Source organism: Acinetobacter sp. NS-4 (assembly GCF_037402435.1).
Classification (GTDB): Bacteria; Pseudomonadota; Gammaproteobacteria; order Pseudomonadales; family Moraxellaceae; genus Acinetobacter.
In genome coordinates this window covers 198515-225320 of the sequence record NZ_JBBEUE010000002.1, presented here as the reverse complement: position 1 = coordinate 225320, position 26806 = coordinate 198515, and the positions used below count along the sequence as shown (strand labels likewise).

Genomic DNA, 26806 nt, shown 5'->3' with positions numbered 1-26806 from the left:
GCGATGAAAAAGCCCATAAGCTGGTGGGGCATAGTCCTCATTATATTTTGCAGTATTCATAAAGTTCAGGCAGAAACGGCTTCTGTCTCCTCATCTCCTAATTTTATAAAGCAAGAATTAATTCTCGATATCATTCTGAATCAATCTCAGCAAGATATTTTAGGACAGTTTCTGCAAGAAAATAATCAGTTGCTGATTTCCCGAGAAACCTTGGAACAGCTCAAGATTCGTCTGCCTAACCGGACTGATAGTACTTCAACGCCTTATGTTCTTTTGGAAGACATTCCTTCTCTAAATTATGAATATGACAGTCTCAACCAGAGAATCTACTTAAATGTAGATGTGGAGGCATTAAACAGCATATCTCGCTATCAAGCCTATACTGCTATAGAGCCGGCAAAAATAGATCCCAATCAGGATAAGCCAGGTACGCTATTAAATTATGATTTTTATGGACAATATTCGGCTGATGCTTTCACTTTAAGTGGGGCAAATGAGTATCGTGTCTTTGGACTGGGGGAGGAAGGCATTTTTAGTTTATCGGCCAACTATAATTATAATCGTTCCGGTAAAGAGTCGAACTTTAATAGCCAAGTATTAGATGTTTTTTGGCAAAAGGATTTTCCTGAAGACATGTTCAGTTTAAAAATCGGAGATGATCAATCTCGACAATTGAACTGGTCTCGATCAACTCGTATCAGCGGATTAAGCTTGGCTAAAAATTTCTCATTACAGCCTTATCGAATTACTACGCCCTTAGAGTCGTTTAAAGGTCAGGTGGCTTTACCATCTACTGTCGATCTATTTATTAATGGTTTAAAACAAACCACCCAGCAGGTTGTTCCAGGACAATTTGAAATTGAAACCTTGCCTGTACTCAGTGGAACAGGAGAGGCGCAATTAATTTTAACCGATATAAATGGTCAACAACGTGTGATCAGCTTTTCCTTGTATGGTACGAATGAGTTGCTACAACAAGGTCTCGATGACTGGTCCCTGAATCTTGGTTATACCCGTTTAGATTATGGACAGCGCTCATTTCAATACGATCGGGATTTGGTCGCAAATGGAACCTATCGTTATGGTTTAACTCATGATTTAACCATTGAAAGTCATATGGAGTTTGCACCTGAACTTGCTCTGCTTGGAGGGGGCGTGATTCAGAAATTGGGGAATCGTGCCGGTATGCTCAATGCAGCATATTCATATAGCCAATACCAAAATACAGAAGGCTATATCTATCAGTTGGGTTATAACTGGTCATCCCGATATTTGAATTTCTTTTATAATACCTTGCGTCAGTCGGGGGAATTTTATGACATTGCGCGTATTCATGGGGCTACTTTCCCTGAACGTTCTGATCAGTTTTTTTTAGGATTTAACAATGCTTTAGGCCAGTTTGGTGCCAGTTATGTTCATCAGGAATATCCATCCTCTGTACCTGGTCAATATTTAACTTTTAACTGGTCTTATTCCTTTGCACATAATATTTTCCTGAATTTAAGTGCCAATCATGATTTGAATCAGCAAGATACGCGATATTTTTTAAGTCTTAATATTCCACTGGAAAAACGTCGAACCGCAAATCTGTCCTTGCAGCAAGAACAGAATCAAGAAAAATGGTCATTGAATGCAAGCCAGTCTATTCCCCGAGATACAGGCGGGTGGGGATGGCAAGTTCAAGCAGATGCAGGTCAAGATCTCCGAAATTTACAGGCACAAATCGGAAAACTCTACAATTATGGTGAATGGAGTATGGGAATTCAGGACTTTAATTCCGGTCAATCCTCTTCAACCTTCATCACCGGTACTGTTAATGGAAGTGTACTGATGATGAAAAATAGTTTGCTTCCAATGCGCCGAACTTACGATTCATTTGCACTGATTTCAACATCAGCGGTTCCAGATGTGCCGGTGAAATTAGAAAATCGTTATGTAGGTAAAACAAATAAAAAAGGAATTTTGGTGGTAGATGCACTCAATCCCTACCAGCATAACCGGATATCAATAGATCCTTTGGAACTCCCGGTAGATTATCATATTGAAACAACCAAACTGAATGCTGTGCCCCGATATGGAAGTGGCGTTTATGTTGAATTTCCGATTTATCGGGTTAAAACCGTACAGATGACTTTAAAGGATAAGCAAGGTCAGTTTATTGAGGCGGGCAGTAACGTTTGGGCATCGGATGACATGAATTCCGAGACCCAGCAACCTCTGACTATTGTGGCGCATGAAGGTATTGTATATTTGGAAAGTCCAACAGTTTCGAAATTATACATACAGCAAAAAAATAGTGTATGTCATGTTGAATTGCCAGATTTAAGTCAAAAAAGTGGTTTAATTGATTTAGGAGAGTTGCTATGCCAATAAAAAAACAGACAAATCCAGGCAATTTCTTTTGGTCAGCATCTGTTCTTAAAATTGCTTTTGGACTTTGTATTGCAGGTCTATATTCAAATTCAAATGCCGCTGAATGCAACATTTCTTCTTTATCTCTAGATTTTGGGGAGGTCAGCACAGCAGCAAATTTTGCCAGTACCAATGTCACTGTCACTTGTAACCCACCCAATAATGGTAAAACCAATTACACCCTATGTTTAAGCGCAGATAGCTGGGCCTATGCTAATAACTCACGCTATTTATATCGCGGTATTCCCTTACTGTCAGACAGTTTAAGATATGACCTGTTTTACGATGCAGCACGTACCCAATTAATAAAATCAAAAAATGAAACGGGTAGTTTGCAATGCTCAAACTTTACGGTGACTGGAAACCAACAATTAGCCATTCAAATTCCGGTTTACGGATTGGTTTATTCGGGTCAACAACCCGCAATGGGTCAATATACTTCTTCAACATTAAGTTTGGAGCTGTTGTATGCATCGTATAAGGGGGGGAGTCTTTATCCTGCTCTAAATGAGGTACTCACTTCAGGAAAAATTGCCTCAAGTAGTGGTTTGGTAACGGCCTACTATGAAAATAGTTGTGTGCTGCATAATGCGACAGATTTAGTTTTTGGCAGTTTTGATAATTTAAATACCGATAAAACATCATCTGCCCAGATTTCATTGCAATGTCCCAATAGAACTGCGTGGAAGGTCAGTTTAAATCAAGGTAAATATGCTCTAGGCAACGGTCAGCGACGTATGTGGAATGGTCAAGATTATATAAATTATGAATTATATTCTGATCCTGGCTTGAGTCGTATTTGGGGAGCAGATTCAAATAGTATGGTTCAGGCGAGTGGTACCAACCAAATTCAAACTATTGCGGTTTATGGCAAAGTACCCAAACAAAACGTGCAAAGTGCAGGTGATTATCAAGATACCATTACTGTGACCTTGACGTATTGATTAATAAGTTACTGTCGCTACCACAGTGTCGCTATAGGTGCCGGCGGGTACATTAGTTTTGCCATCTTCAATTTTTGCCCACACTTTAAATGGCTGGTCAGTTCCGGTACCTGATTGGGTGAAACTTTCCTGAGAACTTTCTCCCCATACCACTTTATAAGCTGCATCCTGATATAACTGGTAAGGAATTTGAATCGAGTTATCCTGGGTATTTTTTAAAGCTTTGTCGCTATGCAAGGTAATGGCATAAGGGGTACCTTCAGTACAGACGACATTTAATGACCCAGACGAGGTGAGTGCGCCTGAAGACCTTTGAATTGTACCAAAGTCGACATTTTGAGCTTGACCCGTTTCGATATCACATCGTTCAGTGACAGTCATTTGTACTTTGAAGGTGGTAGAGCTGTTATTCGAGCTTTGAGTATGGGCAAGAGTGGATAAGATGATTATGGCGAATAACGAATAATTTGATTTTTTCATAACCTTCCCTTTTTTAGTATAATTAATACTCTATACGTGAGTACGTTATTAGATGTCTTTCATGAATCATTGCTTGACCAATAACTGCTTATATTGAGCACCAGTAAAAGCAGTAATCGTGAACGCTAAGCAATAACATGGTTAGATAGATCAATAAAAATACAATTGTAAATGAATTCTAATATAAGTTACATGAATATTCTATAAATTTTTAAATAAAATTGTTCTGAAATTCACCCATAAAATATCTCAATTTGCACAAGTTTGATGCCCATATAGTATTGGGCAGGCGTTGTTATGCTGACCATTTTATTTGAATGGTTGAGCAACTCAACAATCAGATTTTAGGCCAGCCCTTAATAACATATCAACTGACTGTAAATTTCACTATCGATTTTTTAAATTGTCGCGGCATACAGTGGCTATAGTGCAATTGGCGGGCAATTGACCACAATGACCAAAGTGATAACTGGCATATGATTTGCCCAAATTTTGTTTAAAAAAATAGTTGAACCTGCATGATGGTTTTATCCAGATTCATAGAGGGTAGCGAATGGCTTCACTGTAACTGTTGTAGATGGTGTCTTTGTTGTAGGTAATATTGATATGGTGTTTACCATACAGTGATTAGTTCAGCCGGTTCAGGCTGTATGGCTACGCAGAATGCAGAAAAATCTCTGAAACAAGAACAGGGGGAAAAGCTTTGAATTATCAACAGACTGAAACTGAGGTAATCATTATTGGTGGCGGACAGGCAGCTTTATCTACGGCTTATTTTTTAAAGCGAAAGAAAATACCATTTATTATTTTAGATGATCAAAATCAAGCGGGCGGAGCCTGGCAGCATACCTGGGAGTCATTGCGCCTTTTTTCTCCCAATACCTAGAGCTCATTGTCAGGCTGGATAAAGATGCTCAAAATGTTAAAAGGAGAAATTGAACAAGATTTGCATCAGTTTAGGCTACAGGAAAGAAATAATAAAGAAAGCCTGCTGGAATATGTTGAACAGATATTCAATCACCATACAAAGGTGCTTATTGTTCGCGTTGACTTAGGGTATTTAAAGGATTCAAAAGAGCAAATCACAGTAGAGCAATTCTATCGGCATTTTGAAATTATGCGTAACCGCCTTTCTAAGGCTTTGTTGCATAAAGTTGTTCTTAAAGGCATCTTCAGCAATATAATTTCCAAATGAAGAAACCTGTATCCAAAATCTATCGAACAACTAATTGGTCCTCTTATAACCAAGCTTTAATAAACCGAGGGAATATTTCAATTTGGTTCGATCCTCAGACTCAATGGTATGCTCAGCGACAAGCGAAGCATGGAAGAAATCAAACCTATTCCGATACAGCCATTCAATGCTGTTTGATGATCAAATCTCTATTTCGACTTTCTTTACGTATGGTTACAGGCTTTGTTCAAAGCCTTATTAGGCTCTGTGGATTAGATTGGACAGCTCCAGATTATTCCACCCTCTGTAGAAGACAAAAGCATATTGATATTGCTATTAGTTATCAAAAAAGCATTCGTGGATTACATCTACTCGTTGACTCTACTGGTTTGAAATTCTTAGGTGAAGGTGAATGGAAGCGTAAAAAACATCAACCTGAATATCGCCGCCAATGGCGTAAACTTCATATTGGTATAGATGCTGAAACCCTACAAATACGAGCAGTTCAACTCACGACCAACAATGTGAGTGATTCACAGGTACTGAGTAATTTACTCGATCAGATTCCACAAGATGAGCAGATTGACTCCGTATATACCGATGGAGCTTATGACACCAAGCAGTGCCGTCAGGTAATTACAGATCGACAAGCACATGCTGTGATTCCGCCCAGGAAAAATGCAAAGCCATGGAAAGATAAGAAATTAAGCTTTTTAGAAAGAAACGAATTATTAAAAGCAGTCAAACATCTGGGTAGAACGCTTTGGAAAAAGTGGTCTGGTTATCATCGACGCAGTTTGGTTGAAACCAAGATGCATTGTATAAAACTATTAGGAGATAGACTCAGTGCTCGTAATTTTAGCAGTCAGGTCAATGAAATTCATGCACGTATAGCGGTCTTAAATAAATTTACAGAGTTAGGCCGACCTCATACCCAAGTTGTCACTTAAATTTGAGATGCTTAAAAGAACTCTATCTTTAAAGGCTTTATGCAACAAAGCCATTTCGTAGAGTCTGCTTTGATAGTTTTAATCTTGGTATCCGTAAGTGGAATAACGATTTTTGGCATTTTTACGGTAATCCATATTACCGTAAAAATTACCGCAAAAAAATATGTATTAAATTAGAATTTCATAGATTTACTTAGATTTGATTTTTATTAAGCTTATGAATTTTATTTATTTTTCATATTAACTTGGAGTGTTGTAGATAAAAATAAACCATAAAATGGTGCGCCCTGCGGGAGTCGAACCCGCGTCGGTCACTTAGGAGGCAACTGCTCTATCCAGTTAAGCTAAGGGCACAAAACGCAGCTAATTTAGCGCAAATAGGTATAAAAAAAAAGTTATTGTCGAAACAATAACTTTTTAAAGATTTTACTTGAGCGTATTTGCTTAAGATTTACTCTTATTCAATATTTTAAATAAGCCAAACATCACTACCACCCAAATTGGAATCATCAGTACGGATTCTTTAAAACCTTGGGTCCACATAATATAAAGCACAGTTGCAATAAAGATCAGGACTAAATAATTACTGATGGGTGCCCAAAGTGCAGGGAACTTGGTTTGAATTGAGGCTTGTTTAACTGCTTTTCTAAACTTCAAGTGAGTCAGGCTAATCATGGCCCAGTTGAGTACTAATGCACCTACCACTACATACATCAAGTGGCCTAAAGCATCTTCTGGAACAAAGTAGTTAAGTAGTACACAACCGAAAATTAACAGTGCAGAGAATAAAACAGCAGCAATAGGTACACCTTGTTTATTCACACCAAGGAATACTTTCGGTGCATTGCCTTGTTGTGCCAAACCATACAACATACGGCTATTGGCATACATACCGCTGTTATAAACAGACAGTGCAGCAGTCAAGATAATGAAGTTAAGTAAATGCGCTGCCCAGCCAATCCCGAGTTGACTGAAAATCATCACAAATGGACTTTTATCCAGACCGCCAAGTTCCAGCTGGTTCCAAGGCACTAAAGATAAAAGAATCGTGAGTGAACCGATATAGAAAATCAGAATACGGAACACCACCTGGTTAATGGCTTTAGGAATGGTTTTTTCCGGGTCTTTGGCTTCTGCAGCTGCCATACCAATCAGTTCAATCCCACCAAAGGCAAACATGAGGAAGGCAAGCATGTAAAATAGGCCTTCAAAGCCATTCGGGAAGAAACCGCCATGTGACCAAAGATTGCTAAATGAAGAAGTTGATCCTGCATCTGCGGTCAGTAATAAATACAAACCAAAAACAATCATGGAAATAACAGCGGTCACTTTAATAATCGAAAGCCAGAATTCAGATTCGCCATAAAATTTCACATTGCCGAGATTGACCAAGGTAATCACGATGAAGAAGAACAGTACCGAAGCCCATGCCGGAATATGTGGCCACCAATAGTTGATGTATTTAGCCACGGCAGTCAGTTCAGTCATGGCCACTAGAATGTACAAAATCCAGTAATTCCAGCCCGCCAAGAAGCCCGGGAATTTACCCCAATATTTATTGGCAAAGTGACTGAATGATCCTGCTACAGGCTCATGTACAATCATTTCACCCAGTTGGCGCATGATTAAAAAGGCGATTAAACCGCCAATGGCATAACCCAAAATGATGGAAGGACCAGCAGATTGGATGACCTGTGCGGACCCTAAGAATAAGCCCGTCCCAATTGCACCGCCCATGGCGATCAGTTGGATATGACGGTTCTTTAAGCCACGCTGAAGTTGAGAAGACTCTTTATTCAAAGTATTCAGCCCGACAATGTGTAAGGAAAGGATTGTAATAGATTGTAATAGATTGAAATGTATTAGCCTAGTACAGGGCTAGGAGGGAGGTTGTTAAAAAATAATCACAAAAAAAATATTCTATATATTTTGATTTTGAATCAAGCAATTAATTTTATTTTTAATTACATAAAATAAAATAATGGGAATTATAAAAAAAAGTTTAAAGTTTGTTTTTTATACTTAAGTCCAGAGAAGCATATATTTTATAAAAAAATCGCTATGATGCTTTTTAGCATTTTGCTGATGATGTACAACAATGATAAATGAAAGGACTAAAGAGAAATGAGTTTTGCTCCCCAGATTAAAATTGCGGCAACCTATATGCGTGGTGGTACCAGTAAAGGGGTGTTCTTTAAACTGGATGACTTGCCGGAAGCTGCACAGCAGGCTGGAAAAGTACGTGATCAGTTATTGCTGCGTGTGATTGGGAGTCCAGATCCCTACGGCAAGCAAATTGATGGTATGGGTGGAGCAAGTTCAAGTACCAGCAAAACCGTGATTTTGGCCAAAAGTGCCCAGCCAGATCATGATGTGGATTATTTATTCGGGCAGGTGGCAATTGATCAGCCTTTTGTTGACTGGAGCGGTAACTGCGGAAACTTAACCGCAGCGGTCGGTTCCTTTGCCATTTCCAATGGCTTGGTCAGTGCAGAGCGTATTCCTGAAAATGGGATTTGTACGGTACGCATTTGGCAAGCCAATATTCAAAAAACCATTATTGCCCATGTACCTGTCAGCAACGGTCAAGTGCAGGAAACTGGTGACTTTGAACTGGATGGGGTCACTTTTCCGGCAGCAGAAGTTCAAATTGAATTTCTCGACCCAGCAGATGATGGTGAAGAGGGTGGAGCCATGTTCCCGACAGGCAATGTGGTCGATACTTTCGAGGTTCCGAATATCGGCACTTTCCAGGCCACTTTTATTAATGCCGGTATTCCAACCATCTTTTTAAATGCTGAAGAGATTGGCTATGAGGGCACTGAATTACAGGATGCCATCAATGGAGATGCTCATGCACTGGCACGTTTTGAAACCATCCGTGCCTATGGCGCCAAACAGATGGGCTTGATTCAGGACATTGCCGAAGCGGAAAAGCGCCAGCATACCCCGAAAATTGCCTTTGTATCGAAACCTAAGGCCTACACATCTTCAAGCGGTAAAGATATTCAAACCACAGATGTTGATTTGCTGGTGCGAGCATTGTCGATGGGTAAACTGCACCATGCCATGATGGGCACGGCTGCTGTTGCCATTGGTACAGCTGCGGCAATTCCTGGAACTTTGGTTAATCTGGCAGCTGGCGGCGGTGCGCGTGAAGCGGTACGTTTTGGCCATCCTTCAGGAACTTTACGTGTTGGTGCACAAGCGGTGCAGGAAAATGGACAATGGCAGGTGAAGAAGGCAGTGATGAGCCGTAGTGCACGGGTACTGATGGAAGGCTGGGTTCGAATTCCAGAAGATAGCCTGAAATAACAAAGCAGATAGAGAATCTTGCGAGAAAGCAGTATCATGCTGCTTGTCATTGATTGGTAAGTTCGCTTAGCCAAAGCTTAAACGATCATGACTATCTAATTCTCATGCAGATGAGGAATCGCAAGTTCTCTGTCGATGGTGACAAGAGCATTGTATATTAGATCGGGCGCATTCTTAATTTTCCCGATCTATTAACCAAAGCAAAGTATTCGAGGCGAATGTGTCATCTTTAACTGACGTGCAAGCAAATGCATTAACCCAAGCACAACACCGTATCCAGCAGGATTTATTGACTGCATTAGACGCATTTTCCATTCCGGAGCCGCTGAAAGGTGCAGTGCATCATGCTGTTATGCTTGGGGGTAAACGTGTACGTCCGGCACTGTGTTATGCCACTGCAGCCTTAAAACCGAATGCTAATTTTGCAGCCGTTCGCCGTGCAGCCGTCGCCATCGAAATGATTCACTGCTATTCACTGGCGCATGATGATTTACCCTGTATGGATAATGATTTATTGCGTCGTGGCCAACCCACCTGTCATGTGGCTTTTGGTGAAGATACCGCATTACTGGCGGGAGATATCTTGCAGTCGATGGCCTTTGAAATTTTGGGCAGCCGCCTGTTTGATCAGGGGCCTGCGGTGAATCATTCGATTATTTTAAAACAGATGCAAATTTTGGCGACCGCCAGTTCAAAAATGGTCTGTGGCCAGGTGCTGGATTTGCAGGCTGAAGGCAAGCATGTCGATCAGCAGGCATTGGAAAATATTCATCGCAATAAAACCGGTGCCCTGATTTCTGCAGCGGTGATGATGGCAGCTGTTACCGTGTTTGAGGGCACCGATCAAGCGATTCCTAAATTGCGTGAATATGCACAATCCATTGGACTGGCTTTTCAGGTGCAAGATGACATTCTGGATATTATTTCCGATACTGAAGTATTAGGAAAAACAGCCGGTAAAGATCAGCAAGTAGAGAAATCGACTTATCCTGCACTCATGGGGCTAGACAAAGCTCAGGCCTATGCCCAAGAACTGCATGATCAGGCCTTTCAAGCCTTGGCTTTCTTTGGCGAAGATGCTGCTGAACTCAATCAGATTTCACAATTTTTACTGTCACGTAAAAGCTAATTTAATGTGAATCTAAAAAAAGAATTAAAAAATTGAATTAAAAAAAAGAGGACATATCGTCCTCTTTTTTATGCTTTAAAGATTATTTGGATTCGTTATACAAACGCTGACCTTCATCGAAACGTGCAGTGACTTCCTCTGTAGGTGCTTTACCCATTAAGCTGACCACTACAATCGCAATCATTGAACAAATGAAGCCCGGAATAATTTCATAGACTCCGGCAGGAATAAAACCAAGGCCCGTTTCCCCAATCGTATTTTTCCAGAGTACGACCATAATCGCACCCACCAGCATACCAGCCAGAGCGCCATTTAAGGTCATACGGCGCCAGAACAAGGAAAGAATGATCAGTGGACCAAAGGCCGCACCAAAACCTGCCCAGGCATAAGCCACCAGGCCTAGCACTTTAGATTCAGGATTTCCGGCCATCCAGATTGCAAGCAGGGCAATCATTAACACCATTAAGCGACCAATCCAAACCAGTTCGGTTTGGGTGGCATTTTTACGCAAGAATGATTTGTAGAAATCTTCAGTTAAGGTACTTGAACATACTAAAAGCTGACAACTCAAGGTACTCATCACCGCTGCTAAAATCGCTGCAAGAACAATACCGGCAACCCATGGATTAAACAGAATTTTGGTCAATTCCATAAATACGGTCTCAGGATTGGCTGTCACTGCGCCTGCAAGTTCAGGATGCTGCTGGAAGTAGGCAATACCAAAGAAACCTGCCGCAACTGCGCCGCCCAAGCATAAAGTCATCCATGCCATACCAATACGGCGTGCATTGGGAATCGATTTGACTGAATCTGCCGCCATAAAACGAACCAGAATATGCGGTTGTCCAAAGTAGCCCAAGCCCCAGGCAAGCAGGGACATGATGGCAACAAAGCTTAAATCCCCCATGACATTCATGGCTTGTGGACGTGCAGCTTCAAGTGCCAGGGTCATTTGCGACAGGTCCGAGAAACTAAAAATAGTCACAATTGGAGTAAGCAACAGGGCAAAAATCATCAATGATGCTTGAATGGTGTCGGTCCAGCTCACGGCCAGGAAACCACCAATAAATACATAGCTGATGGTGGCAATGGCACTGATCCAAAGCGCCGTGCTATAAGACATGTCAAACATGTTTTCAAACAGACGCGCGCCTGCAACCATGCCTGAAGCACAATAAATAGCAAAGAAAATTAAAATGATGAAAGCGGATGTAACGCGCAAAATTTTCTTTTGGTCATTAAAACGGTTAGAAAAATAATCCGGCAAGGTTAAGGCATTGTGCTGAACTTCGGTGTGTACACGTAAGCGTCCGGCAACCAGTAGCCAGTTGAGCCATGCGCCAATAATCAGGCCAATGGCAATCCACATTTCAGACAAACCTGAAAGATAAATTGCGCCGGGAAGTCCCATCAGCAACCAGCCACTCATATCTGAAGCACCGGCAGAGAGCGCTGTGACAAAACTACCTAAACGACGACCCCCCAAAATGTAATCAGAGAAGTTGGCGGTTGCGCGATAAGCCATCAGGCCAATCGCGATCATGGCGACAATATAAAAAAGAAAGGTAATCAGGGTCGGATTTAGGGAGCTCATACGGTATCCAGTTACAAGGTGGACAGTAGATCGAAACACAGGCTTTTAGGAGAGAAGCACAAATAATTTCAAAAAATAACGCGAAATTTAACCATAGATTAAAAAAAATTGCTGATATTTTTCCAGAACCCAAAAAAATAGACAGCCAGTGCTGTCTATTTTTTAATAAAGAACAGGTGCTTATGGATTACGGCCCATCACCCCACGAATGGTGCTGAGAATATCTGCAGGTAATACCACAGTTTTGGCATTCGGCGATTTCGCCATGTCTTGCATGGCTTTGACATATTGTTCACCCAGCAAATAGGCCACAGGAATTTCTTTATCCCCGACAGCCGAAGTGACCATTTCGATGGCACGTTGTGAGGATTCAGCCAATACCACTTGTGCTTCGGCATCACGACGTGAAGCTTCCAGGCGGCCATCTGCTTCTAAAATGGCGGCCTGTTTTTCACCATCTGCCTTGGTCACTGTTGCACGGCGCTGACGTTCAGCCGCTGCTTGTGCTTCCATGGCTGCCTGCATGGTCGATGACGGTTGAATATCCTGAATTTCAACGGTTTTTAGGGTAATGCCCCAGTCGGAAATATCATCGGAAATGGCAGCTTTCAGTTTAGCCTTAATGTGGTCACGTGAAGAAAGAGCATCATCCAGATCCATTTCACCGACAATAGAACGCAGTGAAGTTTGTACCAGGTTTTGAATGGCCCAGGTATAGTTTTCAATACCATACACCGCTTTTTCCGGCGTGGTGATATTGATATAGGCCACGGCATTCATTAGCAGTACCGCATTGTCACGGGTAATCACTTCCTGCGAAGGAATATCCAGCACGATATCTTTGGTGGTGACTTTATAAGCCACTTCATCAATATAAGGAATGACAAAACTGAGTCCCGGTCCCAGAGTGGTATGGTATTTACCCAGACGTTGCACGATCCATTTATAACCCTGCGGGACGATACGTACCCCTTTAAAAATGGTCACGCCGGCAAAAACCAGCAGCGCTAAAACAATAATCGTTCCACCAGACATGTTATTTCCTCACTTTATATATTTTCGTTATTTGGATTGTGGGGTTTCACCACAAGATCATTACCCGAAATTTCGATTACGCGTACCCGATCACCCACTTTGACCGGTGACAATGAACGGCAGTTCCATTCATCTGAACCTAAAACCGGCATCGGAAAACGCACGGTAATCAAGTCATGTTGCATATGAATTTGAATGACCATGCCGACTTGACCGATGGTTGCTTCACGCGATAAACCTGCTTTGGTTTTATCAATCGAAAGCGGTTTAATAAATTTAAACCACAGCAAAGTACACAGAACGGACAAGATAATCCAGGTGACCAGTTGGGTGGTAAGGCCCATCATCGGGAACATCCAGTATAAAACGCCCACCATGATGGCTGCGATGCCAAACCACAGTGCAGCGAAAGCGGGGATGACTAATTCAGAAAGCATGAGCAACACACCCAATACAAACCAATGCCAAGGTTCGAAAGCAAATTCCATACATCTACTCGTGTATTGTAAAAATGAATAGAGACCATTTCAGCCTCTATATCAATTTAGCAGATGAATAAGTCTTTGAATATTAAAAAAGCATAATTTTTAAATTCTAGATTTTGCAGCAGGCTTGAATGCAGCAGCTGATTTTTTAAAATCGCTAATCGCCTTGTCAATGGCAATGATTTTGAGCTGGGCTGCTTTCTCACCTTCCAGAATAGACTGATTGCTGGCTTTTAAATCCAGAGTTCCCAAATGCCCCACTTTAGGTTGAATCACCACATTGGCCTGATTGAGTTCTTCATTGATGCTTTGCTGTCCCATAATATTAATGGTCTGATCCAGCAGCCCCCACATATTCAGCGGTTTAGAGCCTTCTGGGCGCGCAGAAATATCCACGGCAATGACGATATCTGCCCCCATGGCTTTGGCTGTTTTTACTGGAATCGGACTGACCAGACCACCATCCACATATTGTTTTCCGCCAATGGTGGCCGGCACAAATACATTGGGGATACTGCATGAGGCACGCACGGCTTGACCGGCATTGCCTTTAATAAATTCCGCTTTAAGCCCGGTGTCCAGACGGGTGGCTATGGCGGCAAAGCGAATCGGGAACTGTTCAATCGGTTTATTGGCAATGTGCTGGTTCACATAATTCTGCAATTTTTGACCTTGTACAATGTCTTGACTGTTCAGGGTTAGGTCACGAATGTCCGATTCTTTTAAAGTAAGTGCAATTTGTTGTAATTGATACGGTGTTTTGCCACTGGCGTAAATACTGCCGACAAAACTGCCGGCACTGGTGCCAGTGACAATTTTCGGTTTAATCCCATGTGATTCTAAAACTTTCAGCACCCCGATATGGGCAAAGCCTTTGGCACCACCACCGCCTAAAGCGATGGCAATCACAGGTTCACGCGCTTTTATGCTTGTAGTTTGCGGTGGGGTTTGAGTGGCTTTATCACAGCCAATCAGGCTCAGTCCAAGTAAGCCAATACAGGAATAGTGTGCAAGTTTCATGGTTGAAATTGAACATCAAATCGCCAATGTTGCACACATCACAACAAATAAATTTCACTTTGGCTAGTTGTTTTTTAAACGATTTTGTAAAGGCTTGGCCAACCAGCCCGGATTTTTGGGAGAAAATTTTCCGGTATATTGATCCAGGATTTGTTCCAGATCCTGCTCATAATTTCCAGTCGGGTAGAACACGCCCAGGCAGTGAATGGCCTTGTTTTTGTAATCCAGTGAAAACATCACAATAGGGATGTGGGCACCCACTGCAATACGATAAAACCCGCTTCGAATCGACTCGGCCTGTTTGCGTGTTCCTTCCGGTGCCATACCGACCCAGATATGGTCTTGAGTATTAATGAAGTCAATAATTTGCTGAGTTGTACCTTGTTGAATACTGCGATTGACCGGAATCACGCCAATCCATTCCAGCAAGGGTTTAAGCGGTGTGTTAAATAAGGTGTGTTTGCCAAAAACGGTAATCTTGATACCCAGCCCAAGCAGGGCAGTAAAGCCATACCAAGCATCTATATTCGAAGTATGCGGAGAAATAATGGCCACCGCTTTAGGCAGGTTGGGAAATTCGCCATCAAAACTCCAGCCTTGGGCAAGAAATATCTTTTTGAAAATATTTCGGCTTAAATTTCCGCTACGGGCAGGAACTTGAGCAGGCAATGTAGGAAAATGTTTGATCATGGCCGTTGATTGAACTTCCTGACAAAATTTTATAGGCTTAAAAATATGCTAAGCTTTTGTAAAATAAGATGCATTGGCAAAAAGTAAACAACTATCCAACTGACTTGAGCACAATGATCAATCTGCTTGCAGTTTCACGATACGACTCTAAAGATATAATTTTAAAAGCCTGATTTTAAATGAATAACTTTAAATGAATAGTTTTAAAGGCAGGGATACTCAGGGAACAATATGCCGACTTCACCTAAGCTCTATATTTTATTGTTTTCTTTATATTGGGCCCAAGGTTTGCCAGTGGGCTTTATGACCCATGCTTTGCCAGTGATTTTACGTGCCCAAGGGGTATCGCTGGCACATATTGGCGGTTTTGGATTATTGATGTTGCCCTGGTCGATTAAAATTTTCTGGGCAGCCTGGGTCGACCGTTTTGGTCATGCAGCATTTGGACATTACCGTAGCTGGATTGTACCCACCCAGTTACTCAGTGTCGCAGTGTTGCTGGGTCTATCTTTTCTTCCCATCCAAGCTTTAAACCAACCTGAATATTTACTGGCTTTTTTTGTGGCTTTACTCAGCATGAATCTGGTGGGTGCCACCCAAGATATTGCAACCGATGGTTTAGCCGTCAATCTGCTGAATCACGCACAGCAGCATTGGGGCAACACTTTTCAGGTGATCGGCTCACGGCTGGGTTTTATTGTCGGTGGGGGAGCCATTCTGTGGGCACTGGAATGGCTGGATTGGCAAAGCACTTTTTTAATTTTGGCGGCATTGGTACTGCTTAATACATTGCCCATACTTTTTTTTAAAGAACCGCATAGACTGAAGCATACGCCGTCCATGACTGAAGCAGAAAGCTTTAGCTGGCAGAAAGTAAAAAATTATCTGGCTTATTTTTATCGGACTCCGAATCTTGCTGCATGGCTGGCAGTCCTGATCACATTTAAGATTGCCGATGGCTTATCCGGGCCTTTACTGAAACCCTTAATGGTCGATTTAGGCTTGAGCTTTTCGCAAATTGGTCTCTATGTCACCATGCTCGGTGCCGTGGCGGCATTAGCGGGAGCCGGGCTGGCCGGTTTTAGCCTCAAGTTTCTTTCCCGTGCTCAAGCACTGCTGGTCTTTTCCATATTCAAGATTTTGAGTTTGGCGGCTTATACCTGGTTGGCTTTTCAATATGAGGCTCAACGGCATATTGAGACCTGGGTGATTTATCTGATTAATGCTGCTGAAGACATGATTTCAGCGATGTTACTGGTGGTCATGCTTACCTTGGTGATGCAATACAGCCGTAAACATTTGGCCGGCACAGATTTCACTTTTCAGGTTTCGCTGATGGCAACCGTAAGTGGGGGATTGTATAGCTTAAGCGGAATTTTTGCCGATGCACTGGGCTATGCCGATTATTTGCTGGCCATTAATATTATTGCGATTCTGTCTGTTGTTTTTATCTTGCGCTGGATCAACTGTGTAACAAAACAGCCATCCTCCGCCATTTAATTGTCTGACAAGCTAAAGTACTAAAAAATATATATAAATATAAAATTAATCATTTTGTAAAATAAGATGCAGTTGTAACATTTGTTACAAGATAATTTAGGAATCTTAATAAATGAAAACCAAAATTGCAGCAGCGATTGCTTTAAGTGTATTAGCGGGATCAACTTTTGCAGCGCCAACTCTTTATGGAGAAATTGATGCAAGTATCGATTATTTACCAGAAGATAATGCGTCACCTGTTTCTGATCGTGACGTTGTTGAAGTAAGTTCAAACAGCTCATTTCTAGGTTTGAAAGGTGAGGAAAAACTTAACGATCGTTTAAGTGCAGTCTATGCGATTGAGTGGGGTCTAAGTGCAGATGGTGATAGCACCGACTGGACTACACGTAACCGTTTTGTCGGTTTAAAAGATGCTCAATTCGGTACTTTAAAAGTGGGTGCACATGACACTCCATTGAAACAGCTTTCAAGCCCAGTTGATACATTCAATAACTATGTAGCGAACAAAGCCGATGTGACTGGTATTTTTACTGGTGAAACTCGGGTTGCAAATGCAGTCATTTATGAATCTCCGGCAATTAAATTGCCTACAGGTGCCATTAAAGTGAATGCATTGTTGGCTTCTGGTGAAGATTTAGGCATTGCGAAAGGTAATGGGTCTTCAAAAACTGCAGGTCGTGGCTTAGGTGATGCATGGTCTGCATCTGTAGTATATGACAGCCCTGTGGTTGTAGCAGGAATTGCTTATGACAAAGCAATTCCAAGCACTTTTGCTGGCCGCGGTTTTTTAAATGCAGCTACACCTGAAGTAACTGCTGGGGCTGCCGGAACTGCTTTTGCTGCTGCAAATACACTTCGTGCCATTGGTCGTGTAAACCTGGATGGTGGTTTGGCACTTAAAGCGCTTTATCAAACTTCTGAAGTAGAAGATGCAGCCGGCAATGAACTACCAGCAGCAGATATCGATGATTCACAAGGCTGGTTAGTGGGTGCGGAATATAATCTTCCGACTGCGAAAGCCTGGACTGTAAAAGCGCAATATAGCCAAAATACCACCAGCTTTAAATCAGCAAAATCAGATTTTGATGCGCAGCAAATTTTTGTGGGTGCAGACTACGCATTTAACAAACAAGTAAAAGCGTATGGTTATGCCGGTTATTTAACGCTTGAACAAGGTGATTTGGAAACTAAACAACCTGTATTAGGTACAGGCTTAGAATACAAATTCTAATGAGTTAGATGCTATTATTTAAGAGAAGGCAATGTTTTTATTGCCTTTTTTTATTATTTTTTTATATTAAGTGAGTTTTAAGTTTGATATTTTAGATTAACACATCAGTAAAAAGTTTAGCCAACACTTATGTCCAATATCATCAATCCAATACGTAATAAGATAAAGCCGATTTCATTAAGCCAGTTTAATTTATTGCTGGCAATCTGGCTGGGCGCGATTTTAAATTTTGCATTTTTTCAAAAAATACAAAATCTAACGCCCTATCAAGGTCCTAAAGCCTATTTGTTTTTAATGGCAACCGTATTGGTGATTGTTGCGGCGTATAACTTTATTTTTCAGCTGATCCAGTGGAAATGGAACGCAAAAATATTTGCTTCAATTCTTTTAGTGGTCGGTGGTTTTACGGCATATTTTGTCAATAGTTTGGGCGTGGTGATTTCACCTGAACAGGTTCAGAATATGATGCAAACCGATGCACGTGAAGTCCGAGGTTTAATGTCTCTGCGCTTTGTGCTTTGGACTGTGTTCCTGGTGATCTGCCCGCTTATTTTTGTGGCTTTGGTGCGTATCAAGCCTGAAGCTTTCTTGCCTAAAGCAACAAAAAAACTCATTAATGGCATTGCTTCATTGTTATTGGTGGGCGGATTGTTATTTCTCTTTTATGTGGATTATGCTGCGATCTTTCGGGAGCATCGTGATTTAAAAGGCATGATTTCTCCTCAAAACACCATCGCATCAACACTTTCTTATTATCATAAATCTGCACCGAAACAGAATTTGCCTTTAATTCCTTATGGCGAAGATGCGCATTTGGATCAACCAGTCAGTACCCAGCATAAACCTAAATTGATGGTACTGGTGGTGGGTGAAACTGCACGTGCGGAAAGTTTTTCTTTAAATGGCTATGCTAAAAATACCAACCCTGAACTATCCAAACTGGATATTATCAATTTTAGCAATGTCAGCTCATGTGGTACGGCAACGGCAGTTTCAGTGCCTTGTATGTTCTCGGGCATGCCGCGTAAAGATTATGATGACCAGCTTGCCAGCCATCGTGAAGGATTGCTGGATGTTGCCAAACGAGCTGGCTACAAGGTGACCTGGATTGATAATAATTCCGGCTGTAAAGGGACATGTAACCGGGTGGAACAGTATCAAATTCCACAACAGTTAAAAGATAAATGGTGTGCCAAAGATGGAGACTGTTATGACGAAATTCTGGTGGACAGCCTAAAAGCCTATCTTGCAGGAATTCCGGCAACTGACCAAACGCCACGTTTAATTGTCTTGCATCAAATGGGCAGTCATGGACCGGCTTATTATCAGCGTTCCACTGCTGCATTCCAGCCGTTTAAACCGAGCTGTGATAGCAATGCCATTCAGGGCTGTAGCAGCACAGAATTATTGAACAGTTATGATAATTCGATTGTATATACCGACCATGTGTTAAGTTCGCTTATTCAAGTCTTAAAAACTAATGCCAGTTATCAAACCGGATTTTGGTATTTATCCGATCATGGCGAGTCAACCGGAGAGCATGGCTTATATCTACATGGTTCACCTTATGCGATTGCACCTGCACAGCAAACCCATATTCCCATGCTGATGTGGTTTTCACCTGAGTGGAGCCAACAAAATTCTGCGCAAATTGCTTGCTTGGCAAAGCAAAAAAGCCAAGAATTGAGCCATGATAATTTATTTCCAAGTCTGCTCGGCCTGCTCGATGTTCAAAGCCAGACCATGGATGAGCAATATAATATGTTGCAGCAATGTCAATCAAAAAAGAAACTATGAGTTGAACGCATGACTAAAATATTAATGATTGAAGATGATTTTATGATTGCTGAATCCAGCATGACTTTGTTGAAATATCAGCAAATGGATGCGGAATGGGTCAATAATGGCATTGATGGTTTAAAAAGGCTGACACAAGAAAAATTTGATATTGTTTTACTCGACCTTGGCTTACCGATGATGGATGGTATGCAGGTGTTGAAAAATATTCGCCAGCAATGGCCGACTTTACCAGTACTGATTATCTCTGCCCGTGATCAGTTGCAAAACCGTGTAGATGGATTAAATCAGGGGGCAGATGATTATTTAATCAAGCCCTATGAGTTTGATGAACTGTTGGCGCGTATTCATGCGTTGTTACGTCGTAGTGGTGCGGAATCCAGCCTGCAAGATAGTTTAAGAACCTTGGCTTATGGTGGTTTGGTGCTGGATGTTGAACAGCATATTGCCAAGTTTCAGGGGCAATATATAGACCTGTCCAATCGTGAGTGGGCCATTTTAATTCCTTTGGTCAGCCATCCGAACAAGATTTTTTCTAAAGCCAATTTAGAAGATAAGTTATATGATCTGGACAGTGAGATAAACAGCAATACCATTGAGGTTTATGTACACCATTTACGCGCCAAACTCGGCAAAGATTTTATTCGAACCATTCGCGGGTTGGGCTATCGACTGGGGCAATTATAAGGTTAATCATTGGTGCAACCACAGTATTCATTAAAAAAACGTCTGATTATCTATATTTCAATTTTCAGTATTGCTTTTGGCTGTCTGCTGGTGTTCTCGGCTTACCGGATTGCGCTGGACGAAATAAATGAAATTCTGGATGCCCAGATGCAAAATCTGGCAGAACGCGTCGCGCTACATGATCCTGAACCGATTCAAAGCCAAATCGATCAGTCCAAGCATTATCAGGAAGAAGATTTATTTATTGATGTCTGGTCTTATGCAGATCAGGATTATAAAACCCATGCCTTAAACCTGCTGGTTCAGCCCGTAAAAAAAGCCGGATTTTATACCCATAAAACCACACAGGATATTTGGCATACGTATGTCTTGCCTTTAAAAGATAAACAGATTCAGATTAGCCAGCAGCAATCGACCAGAGAGCACTTGGCTTTAGAACTGGCAGCCGGCATGTTCCTTCCTTATTTGCTGTTTATGTCTGTGGTAATTTTGGGGCTGAGCTGGATTATCAGTCGTAGTTTGCAGCCCTTAGATGACTTTAAGGCAGAATTGGCACGCCGTGATTCAGATGAATTAACGGCCATTCAAATGAATAATTATCCGGTAGAAATTGTTCCGACCATAGTTGAAATGAATCATCTGTTTGACCGTATTTCACAATCGCAACAGGAACAGCGCCAGTTTATTGCCGATGCTGCACATGAGCTGCGCACACCGATCACTGCCTTGAATTTACAGATCCAGATTTTGTTAAAACAGTCTCCGGAAGATCAGGATTTACAGAATTTAAGTCAGGGCTTAATCCGTATTCAGAATTTGGTCAGCCAGTTACTCAATCTGGCCAAACAGGATGCCTCTATCATGGAGGTTGAAACCAAACAGCAATTTTTGCTCAATCAGGTTGCGGTGAATTGTGTAGAACAACTCATACATTTAGCCATGCAAAAAGAAATTGATTTGGGGATGGAGCGACAAGAAGATCTGCTGCTGCACAGTCAGCAATCGGCTGTACATTCCATCATTTTTAACCTGATCGATAACGCGATTAAATACACTCCTCATCAAGGGGTGATCAATGTATCGGTGTTTAAACAAGCCGGTTTTGCCATGATTCAAGTTGAGGACAGTGGACCAGGTATCGCGCCAGAGATGTATGAAAACATACTTAAGCGCTTTTACCGGATTCACCATCATCTGGAAATAGGCAGTGGTCTGGGCTTGTCTATTGTAGACAAAGCCACTGAGCGTTTAGGTGGAAGCCTGTCTTTTTCCAAGAGTGCCAGTCTGGGCGGTTTACAGGTGAATGTGCAATTACCCTTGTAACAGGCTTTCGCCTTCGGTTTAAGAGGGATGTTGTACGGAAGCCGGTTTGAATTTTTTATAATTGAACAGATAAAAGCCAACATTCACCAGCCAGATCACCCAGGCAGTCCACAGGTTATGGCTAAGAAAATGTGCGCCGCGCATCATTTGTGCCCAGCCCATGGCAAAACCTAAAATCAGGCCAGCAACCAAATAAAAGTAGGCACGTTTTTTATCGGACTGTCTAAAAACAAAATATCCGGTCATTAGTGCAAAGCCAGTAGCAGCATGCCCTCCCGGGAAACAGTGACCCTTGGTGGCAGAAAAATCCCATAAGAAACCTTGAGGGGTGGGAATAGTAATATTCCATGGGCAGGCGTGAGCCGATTGTGATTTTAATAGCCCGATAATTGAGGTTGACAGGATCACCAGCCAAAAGAAATAGCCATAGCTCCAACCTAATGGTTTGAGTTTTTCAAGCTTGAATGATGCGAGCCAGAGCATACAGAAAATGACATAGACTAAAATGATTAAATCTTTAACATAGCGGTGATTTAGCTCGGCTAAATACCAGTTGTCACGGAGCAAAAATTTTCCCGACTCACTCACCCAAGGATGAATCAGTGCCAGATCCAGAGAGCCACCGATAGGGAAGCCCACCAAAAGTACACAGAAACTGATAATGAGGAAGCAGCCCTGATAGAGCATGAAGCGTTGCTTATCGTGCATAGTAAAGATGAATGAAGTAAAGTGCTCAGATTACAGCAATAAAAACTTAACTGAGACTTAAGTAATGGTTGAAGGTGAGTTAATTTTTAAATAGAGCAGGAAACCATGCCCCATTTTTCATGCAATACTGATAAGTATATCGAAGAAAGAGCATAATGGAATCAAGCTTCGGTGCTAGATTAGCGGCAAGATTTGTATAGGTATTCAAATGACTATTCGTGCTGTTTTATTCGATCTGGATAATACTTTAACGCATCGTGATCAAAGTATTCTGGCTTATAGTCAATATCTGGCACAAAGGTATCAGCATCAATTACAGCCTGAGCAAATCACGCAAATTCAAGCGATTATCCGCCGCATCGATAACGGAGGATATCCAAAAAAAGAATTTTTGACCCATCCCAGTATTGCCGCTTCTGTGGCTAATGCCTTATTGCAAGAATTAAAATGGCACAGCTTACCCGAGCTGGATGAACTGACCCAATTCTGGTTTCAGCAATTTGGGTTATCGGCAGTGGCCATGCAAGGGGCCAATCAACTGCTGATTGAATTAAAACAGCAAGGTTATAAACTGGCAGTAGTTTCTAACGGTGGTCATGCTACGCGTTTAACCATTTTACAGGGCTTGGGTTTTAGTCATTATTTTGATGAGATTGTCAGTTCGGAATTGGTTGGTATCAGTAAACCGAATCCTGAAATTTTTCTGTATACCAGTCAAAAGTTAGACATTGCGCCAGAGCATTGCCTGTTTATTGGCGATCATCCTGTTAACGATATACAGGGCGCAATTTGTGCAGGAATGAATGCATTATGGTTGCAAGGGTTTCATGACTTGGAAGTATCGCAGGAGATAGCACGCATTCAAGGTCTGGCCGAAATTAAGCAATTTTTATGATGTTAAATTTGATGCCAATGTAGGTTTTATCTCGCTATTGCATGGGGAATGAAGTTTAAAAAATAAAAAAAGCGACCCTTTCGAGTCGCGCTGAAAATCAAGATTCAGTTTAAACAGTCAAGTATTAAAAAATGGTTTCTTCTGAATTGGCTGAAATTTTATGAATCGATAAATCGGCACCACGGAATTCTTCTTCTTGTGATAAACGAATACCCATGATGGCTTTGAGTGAACCGTAAACTATAAAGCCGCCAGCAAGTGCAACAGAGATTGCAAGCAAGGTACCGATGATTTGGGAAATCATGGAAACACCCCCCAAACCGCCTAACCATTGTTGTCCAAAAATCCCCACAGCCAAGCCACCGAAAGTGCCACACACGCCGTGTAAAGGCCATACACCGAGTACATCATCTACTTTAAGTTTGTTCTGGGTATAGGTGAAAAGTTTGACAAAAATGATACCGGCAATAACACCAATAATCAGGGCGCCGACTGGGTGAACCACATCCGAACCTGCACAGATCGCCACCAGACCGGCTAAAGGACCGTTGTGCAAGAAGCCCGGGTCATTTTTACCTATGATATTGGCTGAAATGGTACCACCAACCATGGCCATGAGTGAGTTAATGGCGACCAGTCCGGAAATCACATCCAGACGTTGTGCACTCATCACGTTAAAACCAAACCAGCCGACAATTAAAATCCAGGAACCGAGGGCAAGAAAAGGAATGGAAGAAGGCGGATGTGCACTCACGCGACCATCTTTTTTATAACGACCGTAACGTGCGCCAAGTAAAATCACTGCAACCAGCGCAATCCAGCCGCCCATAGCATGCACAACCACAGAACCGGCAAAGTCATGGAAACTGGCACCAAATGTTTTGCCTAACCATGCTTGTAATCCCAAATTGCCATTCCAGGCGATTCCTTCAAAAAATGGGTAGACCAAGGCAACCAGCAATAAGGTGGCAATCGCTTGTGAACGCATTTTGGCGCGTTCCGCAATACCGCCAGAAATAATGGCCGGGATGGCCGCGGCAAAAGTGAGCAAGAAGAAGCAGCGCATCAGGTTATAGCCATGATCTGCGGCTAGTGTTGCCCCAATATGGAAAAAATGTTGTCCATAAGCAATGTAGTAGCCCACAAAAAAATAGGCGATAGCAGAAATGGAAAAATCTGTCAGGATTTTACTGAGTGCATTGACCTGGTTTTTGTGGCGTACTGTCCCCAGTTCCAAGAATGCAAAACCTGCATGCATAGCCAGAACTAAAATCGCACCAAGAAGGAGAAAGAGTAAATCAATATTTTGCATTTTATGGCTCCATTTTAGTGCTTAAAATCACAAAAAGATGTTCAGTATAACCGTGTGATTGTTTTCGTGAAGATGGTCGAAATTGGGAAATTTTGATTAAACCAGCTCAAAAAATCATAAGACTCGATATAAAGCAAAGAGTTATTGGAAATGTATTTTACGCACTATAATAGTGCAATAATTTTTAATATAAATTATATATAAATATATGATAATTGTGGGGAATTTACAGTTTTAAAAGAAGTTAATTTTGTTGAATTTTTATGGCACTGAATAGTGGCAATATTCTTAAGCGAAGATGTTAAAAAATAATTTAAACAATATTCAGTCAAAATGCATGCTGATAAAGCAAATTTAGATGATTTTATAATCAATTATAGTGCATAAAAAAATCTAATTCAGATTTGAGATGGGATAAAGAATATGGAATGAAGATAAAAGACAGAAATATTTAACATCCATTTCTGATGAATAATTACTCAATCTAGATACAAATAGCCTAAACAATTGGTAGTTTTAGTTTTGATCTCAAAATAGCAAGCCGACAAGATAAGTGCTCATTTTATATTGTATTTTAAGGATTAATCTATGAAACGGAGTATGGTTGCTTGCCTGGCACTGTTCGGAATTCATTCTACTTTCGCAGCCGAAGGTACAGTTTTTGATTGGGGATATGCAGCACAGTCAGCTGCACAGTGGAGCAAGATCAAACCAGAATATCGGGCCTGTGAGGGCTTGAATCAATCACCGATTAATATTGATCAAACCATAGCTGCTGAACTGCCAGCCTTAAAATTCAATTACAGTTCTAAAGCTGAAACCATCATCAATAACAACCGTACGGTACAGGTCAATTTTCATGAAGGAAGTTCGCTAGAGCTGGATCAACAAAGCTTTCAGTTAAAACAGTTCCATTTACATAGCCCAAGTGAAAATACCATTTATGGGAAAAGCTATGCCATGGAAATGCATTTGGTGCATGCCAATGCACCAGGGGAGTTGGCTGTAGTTGCCGTGATGTTCGAACAAGGACAGGAAAATAAAAAACTGAAAAAATTATGGAAAGAATTGCCGAAAAAAGCGGGTGATGCTGTTCAGTTAAAACACCAAGACATGGCCGCTGCATTTTTGCCTGAGCATTTAGATTATTATCGTTTTAATGGTTCATTGACCACACCACCTTGTTCTGAAGGGGTGCGCTGGATTGTACTGAAAGACATTCAACAAGCCTCGAAACAGCAGATACAGGCCTTTTCCAGTTTAATGGAACATCCGAATAACCGACCTGTACAGGCCACCAATGCACGTTTAGTTCTAGAATAACCAAATAAAAAGCAGATCATCCGATCTGCTTTTTATTAATCTTTCATAATTAAATCTTGCAGGATTAGTGCAAAATTTTATTCAGGAACTGCTGGGCACGTTCACCACGCTGGGTATTAAAAAACTCATCTTTGGTACAGTCTTCGACAATTTTGCCCTGGTCCATAAAAATCACCCGGTTGGCCACCTGACGGGCAAAACCCATTTCATGGGTCACACACATCATGGTCATGCCTTCTTTGGCCAGTTCGACCATCACGTCCAGCACTTCATTGATCATTTCCGGATCTAGCGCAGAAGTGGGTTCATCAAACAGCATTGCAATCGGGTCCATGCTCAAGGCACGGGCAATGGCTACGCGTTGCTGCTGTCCTCCTGAAAGTTGCGCAGGAAACTTGTTAGCTTGCGCACTCAAACCCACTCGATCCAGATAGGCCAAGCCTTTTTTCTTGGCTTCTGCTTCAGATCGCCCCAGCACTTTAATCTGGGCAATGGTCAGATTTTCCATGATACTTAAATGTGGAAACAGTTCAAAATGCTGAAATACCATGCCGACACGGCTGCGTAGTTGGTTTAAATTGGTTTTCGGGTCTTTAATTGAAATGCCATCGACCAAAATATTGCCTTGCTGAAAAGGCTCCAGACCATTGACTGTTTTAATCAGGGTAGACTTTCCCGAACCGGAAGGGCCACACACCACCACCACTTCGCCTTGGTGAATCTGGGTGGTACAGTCGGTGAGTACCTGAAAATCTTTGTACCATTTACTGACATTTTGCAGATCAATCATCACTTTACCATC

Annotated in this window: 23 protein-coding genes, 1 tRNA gene and 1 pseudogene; 14 read left to right on the top strand and 11 right to left on the bottom strand. The window is 41.7% G+C overall.

What is annotated here, in order from left to right; genetic code table 11:
- Nucleotides 1-3 precede the first annotated feature (3 nt).
- Nucleotides 4-2373 (top strand): fimbria/pilus outer membrane usher protein, encoded by a 2370-nt coding sequence (locus WAE57_RS02555; RefSeq protein WP_337707929.1) that lies wholly within the window; start codon nucleotides 4-6, stop codon nucleotides 2371-2373.
- Entirely contained in the window at nucleotides 2364-3356 is a 993-nt protein-coding gene (locus tag WAE57_RS02550) for a spore coat U domain-containing protein (protein WP_337707927.1), read from the top strand. The genes WAE57_RS02555 and WAE57_RS02550 overlap by 10 nt, the downstream gene beginning before the upstream one ends.
- Here the strand turns inward: WAE57_RS02550 and WAE57_RS02545 are convergent, their stop codons facing one another.
- The gene (locus WAE57_RS02545; protein WP_237786656.1) at nucleotides 3357-3836 is read right to left on the bottom strand and encodes a spore coat U domain-containing protein; all 480 of its coding nucleotides are present in this window, start codon (nucleotides 3834-3836) and stop codon (nucleotides 3357-3359) included. It abuts the gene before it with no gap.
- Between the two features lie 673 nt (nucleotides 3837-4509).
- On the opposite strand from WAE57_RS02545, the pseudogene WAE57_RS02540 reads away from it, so the two are divergent.
- From WAE57_RS02540 to WAE57_RS02530, 3 genes and pseudogenes are all read left to right on the top strand, one after another.
- Nucleotides 4510-4719 (top strand): annotated as a pseudogene (locus tag WAE57_RS02540) (NAD(P)-binding protein); the annotation flags it as partial.
- A gap of 27 nt (nucleotides 4720-4746) precedes the next feature.
- On the top strand, nucleotides 4747-5031 hold the full coding sequence (locus WAE57_RS02535) for a hypothetical protein (RefSeq protein WP_337707924.1): 285 nt from the start codon (nucleotides 4747-4749) through the stop codon (nucleotides 5029-5031).
- Nucleotides 5028-5960, top strand: a complete 933-nt coding sequence (locus tag WAE57_RS02530) for an IS5 family transposase (RefSeq protein ID WP_337707923.1) — start codon at nucleotides 5028-5030, stop codon at nucleotides 5958-5960. Before WAE57_RS02535 ends, WAE57_RS02530 begins: the two co-directional genes overlap by 4 nt.
- A 278-nt stretch (nucleotides 5961-6238) precedes the next feature.
- Here WAE57_RS02530 and WAE57_RS02525 read toward each other — a convergent pair.
- Both WAE57_RS02525 and WAE57_RS02520 read right to left on the bottom strand, forming a co-directional pair.
- Nucleotides 6239-6314: transfer RNA gene (locus tag WAE57_RS02525), tRNA-Arg, on the bottom strand.
- A 90-nt stretch (nucleotides 6315-6404) separates the two neighbouring features.
- Entirely contained in the window at nucleotides 6405-7760 is a 1356-nt protein-coding gene (locus WAE57_RS02520; protein ID WP_337707922.1) for an amino acid permease, read from the bottom strand.
- Between the two features lie 324 nt (nucleotides 7761-8084).
- On the opposite strand from WAE57_RS02520, the gene prpF reads away from it, so the two are divergent.
- Both prpF and WAE57_RS02510 read left to right on the top strand, forming a co-directional pair.
- The gene (prpF, locus tag WAE57_RS02515) at nucleotides 8085-9275 is read left to right on the top strand and encodes a 2-methylaconitate cis-trans isomerase PrpF (protein ID WP_337707921.1); all 1191 of its coding nucleotides are present in this window, start codon (nucleotides 8085-8087) and stop codon (nucleotides 9273-9275) included.
- A 220-nt stretch (nucleotides 9276-9495) separates the two neighbouring features.
- Nucleotides 9496-10404: a farnesyl diphosphate synthase gene (locus WAE57_RS02510; protein ID WP_237786659.1), complete on the top strand. Its 909-nt coding sequence runs from the start codon at nucleotides 9496-9498 to the stop codon at nucleotides 10402-10404.
- Between the two features lie 82 nt (nucleotides 10405-10486).
- On the opposite strand, the gene putP is transcribed toward WAE57_RS02510, so the two are convergent.
- The 5 genes from putP to WAE57_RS02485 form a co-directional block, all read right to left on the bottom strand.
- On the bottom strand, nucleotides 10487-11998 hold the full coding sequence (putP, locus tag WAE57_RS02505) for a sodium/proline symporter PutP (RefSeq protein ID WP_337707919.1): 1512 nt from the start codon (nucleotides 11996-11998) through the stop codon (nucleotides 10487-10489).
- 180 nt (nucleotides 11999-12178) lie between these two features.
- Entirely contained in the window at nucleotides 12179-13033 is an 855-nt protein-coding gene (locus WAE57_RS02500) for an SPFH domain-containing protein (protein ID WP_337707916.1), read from the bottom strand.
- Between the two features lie 14 nt (nucleotides 13034-13047).
- A complete protein-coding gene (locus WAE57_RS02495; RefSeq protein WP_086174728.1) occupies nucleotides 13048-13521 on the bottom strand; it encodes an NfeD family protein in 474 nt (157 codons plus the stop codon).
- Between the two features lie 99 nt (nucleotides 13522-13620).
- A complete protein-coding gene (locus WAE57_RS02490; protein ID WP_337707911.1) occupies nucleotides 13621-14538 on the bottom strand; it encodes a patatin-like phospholipase family protein in 918 nt (305 codons plus the stop codon).
- Between the two features lie 63 nt (nucleotides 14539-14601).
- Nucleotides 14602-15228, bottom strand: coding sequence for a lysophospholipid acyltransferase family protein (locus WAE57_RS02485; protein WP_337707910.1), 627 nt, complete (start codon nucleotides 15226-15228; stop codon nucleotides 14602-14604).
- Between the two features lie 231 nt (nucleotides 15229-15459).
- On the opposite strand from WAE57_RS02485, the gene WAE57_RS02480 reads away from it, so the two are divergent.
- From WAE57_RS02480 to WAE57_RS02460, 5 genes are all read left to right on the top strand, one after another.
- Nucleotides 15460-16728, top strand: a complete 1269-nt coding sequence (locus tag WAE57_RS02480) for an MFS transporter (RefSeq protein ID WP_337707908.1) — start codon at nucleotides 15460-15462, stop codon at nucleotides 16726-16728.
- Between the two features lie 112 nt (nucleotides 16729-16840).
- Nucleotides 16841-17959, top strand: coding sequence for a porin (locus tag WAE57_RS02475; RefSeq protein WP_337707906.1), 1119 nt, complete (start codon nucleotides 16841-16843; stop codon nucleotides 17957-17959).
- A gap of 129 nt (nucleotides 17960-18088) precedes the next feature.
- Nucleotides 18089-19756 carry a phosphoethanolamine--lipid A transferase gene (locus WAE57_RS02470; protein ID WP_337707904.1) on the top strand — a complete coding sequence of 556 codons (1668 nt, stop codon included), beginning with the start codon at nucleotides 18089-18091 and terminating at the stop codon, nucleotides 19754-19756.
- A gap of 9 nt (nucleotides 19757-19765) precedes the next feature.
- Nucleotides 19766-20443, top strand: coding sequence for a response regulator transcription factor (locus WAE57_RS02465; RefSeq protein ID WP_237786667.1), 678 nt, complete (start codon nucleotides 19766-19768; stop codon nucleotides 20441-20443).
- 12 nt (nucleotides 20444-20455) lie between these two features.
- Nucleotides 20456-21766, top strand: a complete 1311-nt coding sequence (locus WAE57_RS02460) for an ATP-binding protein (RefSeq protein WP_237786668.1) — start codon at nucleotides 20456-20458, stop codon at nucleotides 21764-21766.
- Between the two features lie 18 nt (nucleotides 21767-21784).
- Here the strand turns inward: WAE57_RS02460 and WAE57_RS02455 are convergent, their stop codons facing one another.
- Entirely contained in the window at nucleotides 21785-22474 is a 690-nt protein-coding gene (locus WAE57_RS02455) for a phosphatase PAP2 family protein (RefSeq protein ID WP_337707899.1), read from the bottom strand.
- A gap of 208 nt (nucleotides 22475-22682) precedes the next feature.
- Between WAE57_RS02455 and WAE57_RS02450 the strand changes: the two genes are divergently transcribed.
- Nucleotides 22683-23369 carry an HAD family hydrolase gene (locus WAE57_RS02450; RefSeq protein ID WP_337707897.1) on the top strand — a complete coding sequence of 229 codons (687 nt, stop codon included), beginning with the start codon at nucleotides 22683-22685 and terminating at the stop codon, nucleotides 23367-23369.
- 124 nt (nucleotides 23370-23493) lie between these two features.
- On the opposite strand, the gene WAE57_RS02445 is transcribed toward WAE57_RS02450, so the two are convergent.
- On the bottom strand, nucleotides 23494-24681 hold the full coding sequence (locus tag WAE57_RS02445) for an ammonium transporter (protein WP_337707895.1): 1188 nt from the start codon (nucleotides 24679-24681) through the stop codon (nucleotides 23494-23496).
- Nucleotides 24682-25269: 588 nt separating this feature from the next.
- Between WAE57_RS02445 and WAE57_RS02440 the strand changes: the two genes are divergently transcribed.
- On the top strand, nucleotides 25270-26004 hold the full coding sequence (locus WAE57_RS02440; protein ID WP_337707894.1) for a carbonic anhydrase family protein: 735 nt from the start codon (nucleotides 25270-25272) through the stop codon (nucleotides 26002-26004).
- Between the two features lie 64 nt (nucleotides 26005-26068).
- On the opposite strand, the gene WAE57_RS02435 is transcribed toward WAE57_RS02440, so the two are convergent.
- Nucleotides 26069-26794, bottom strand: coding sequence for an amino acid ABC transporter ATP-binding protein (locus tag WAE57_RS02435; protein ID WP_337708050.1), 726 nt, complete (start codon nucleotides 26792-26794; stop codon nucleotides 26069-26071).
- Nucleotides 26795-26806 lie beyond the last annotated feature (12 nt).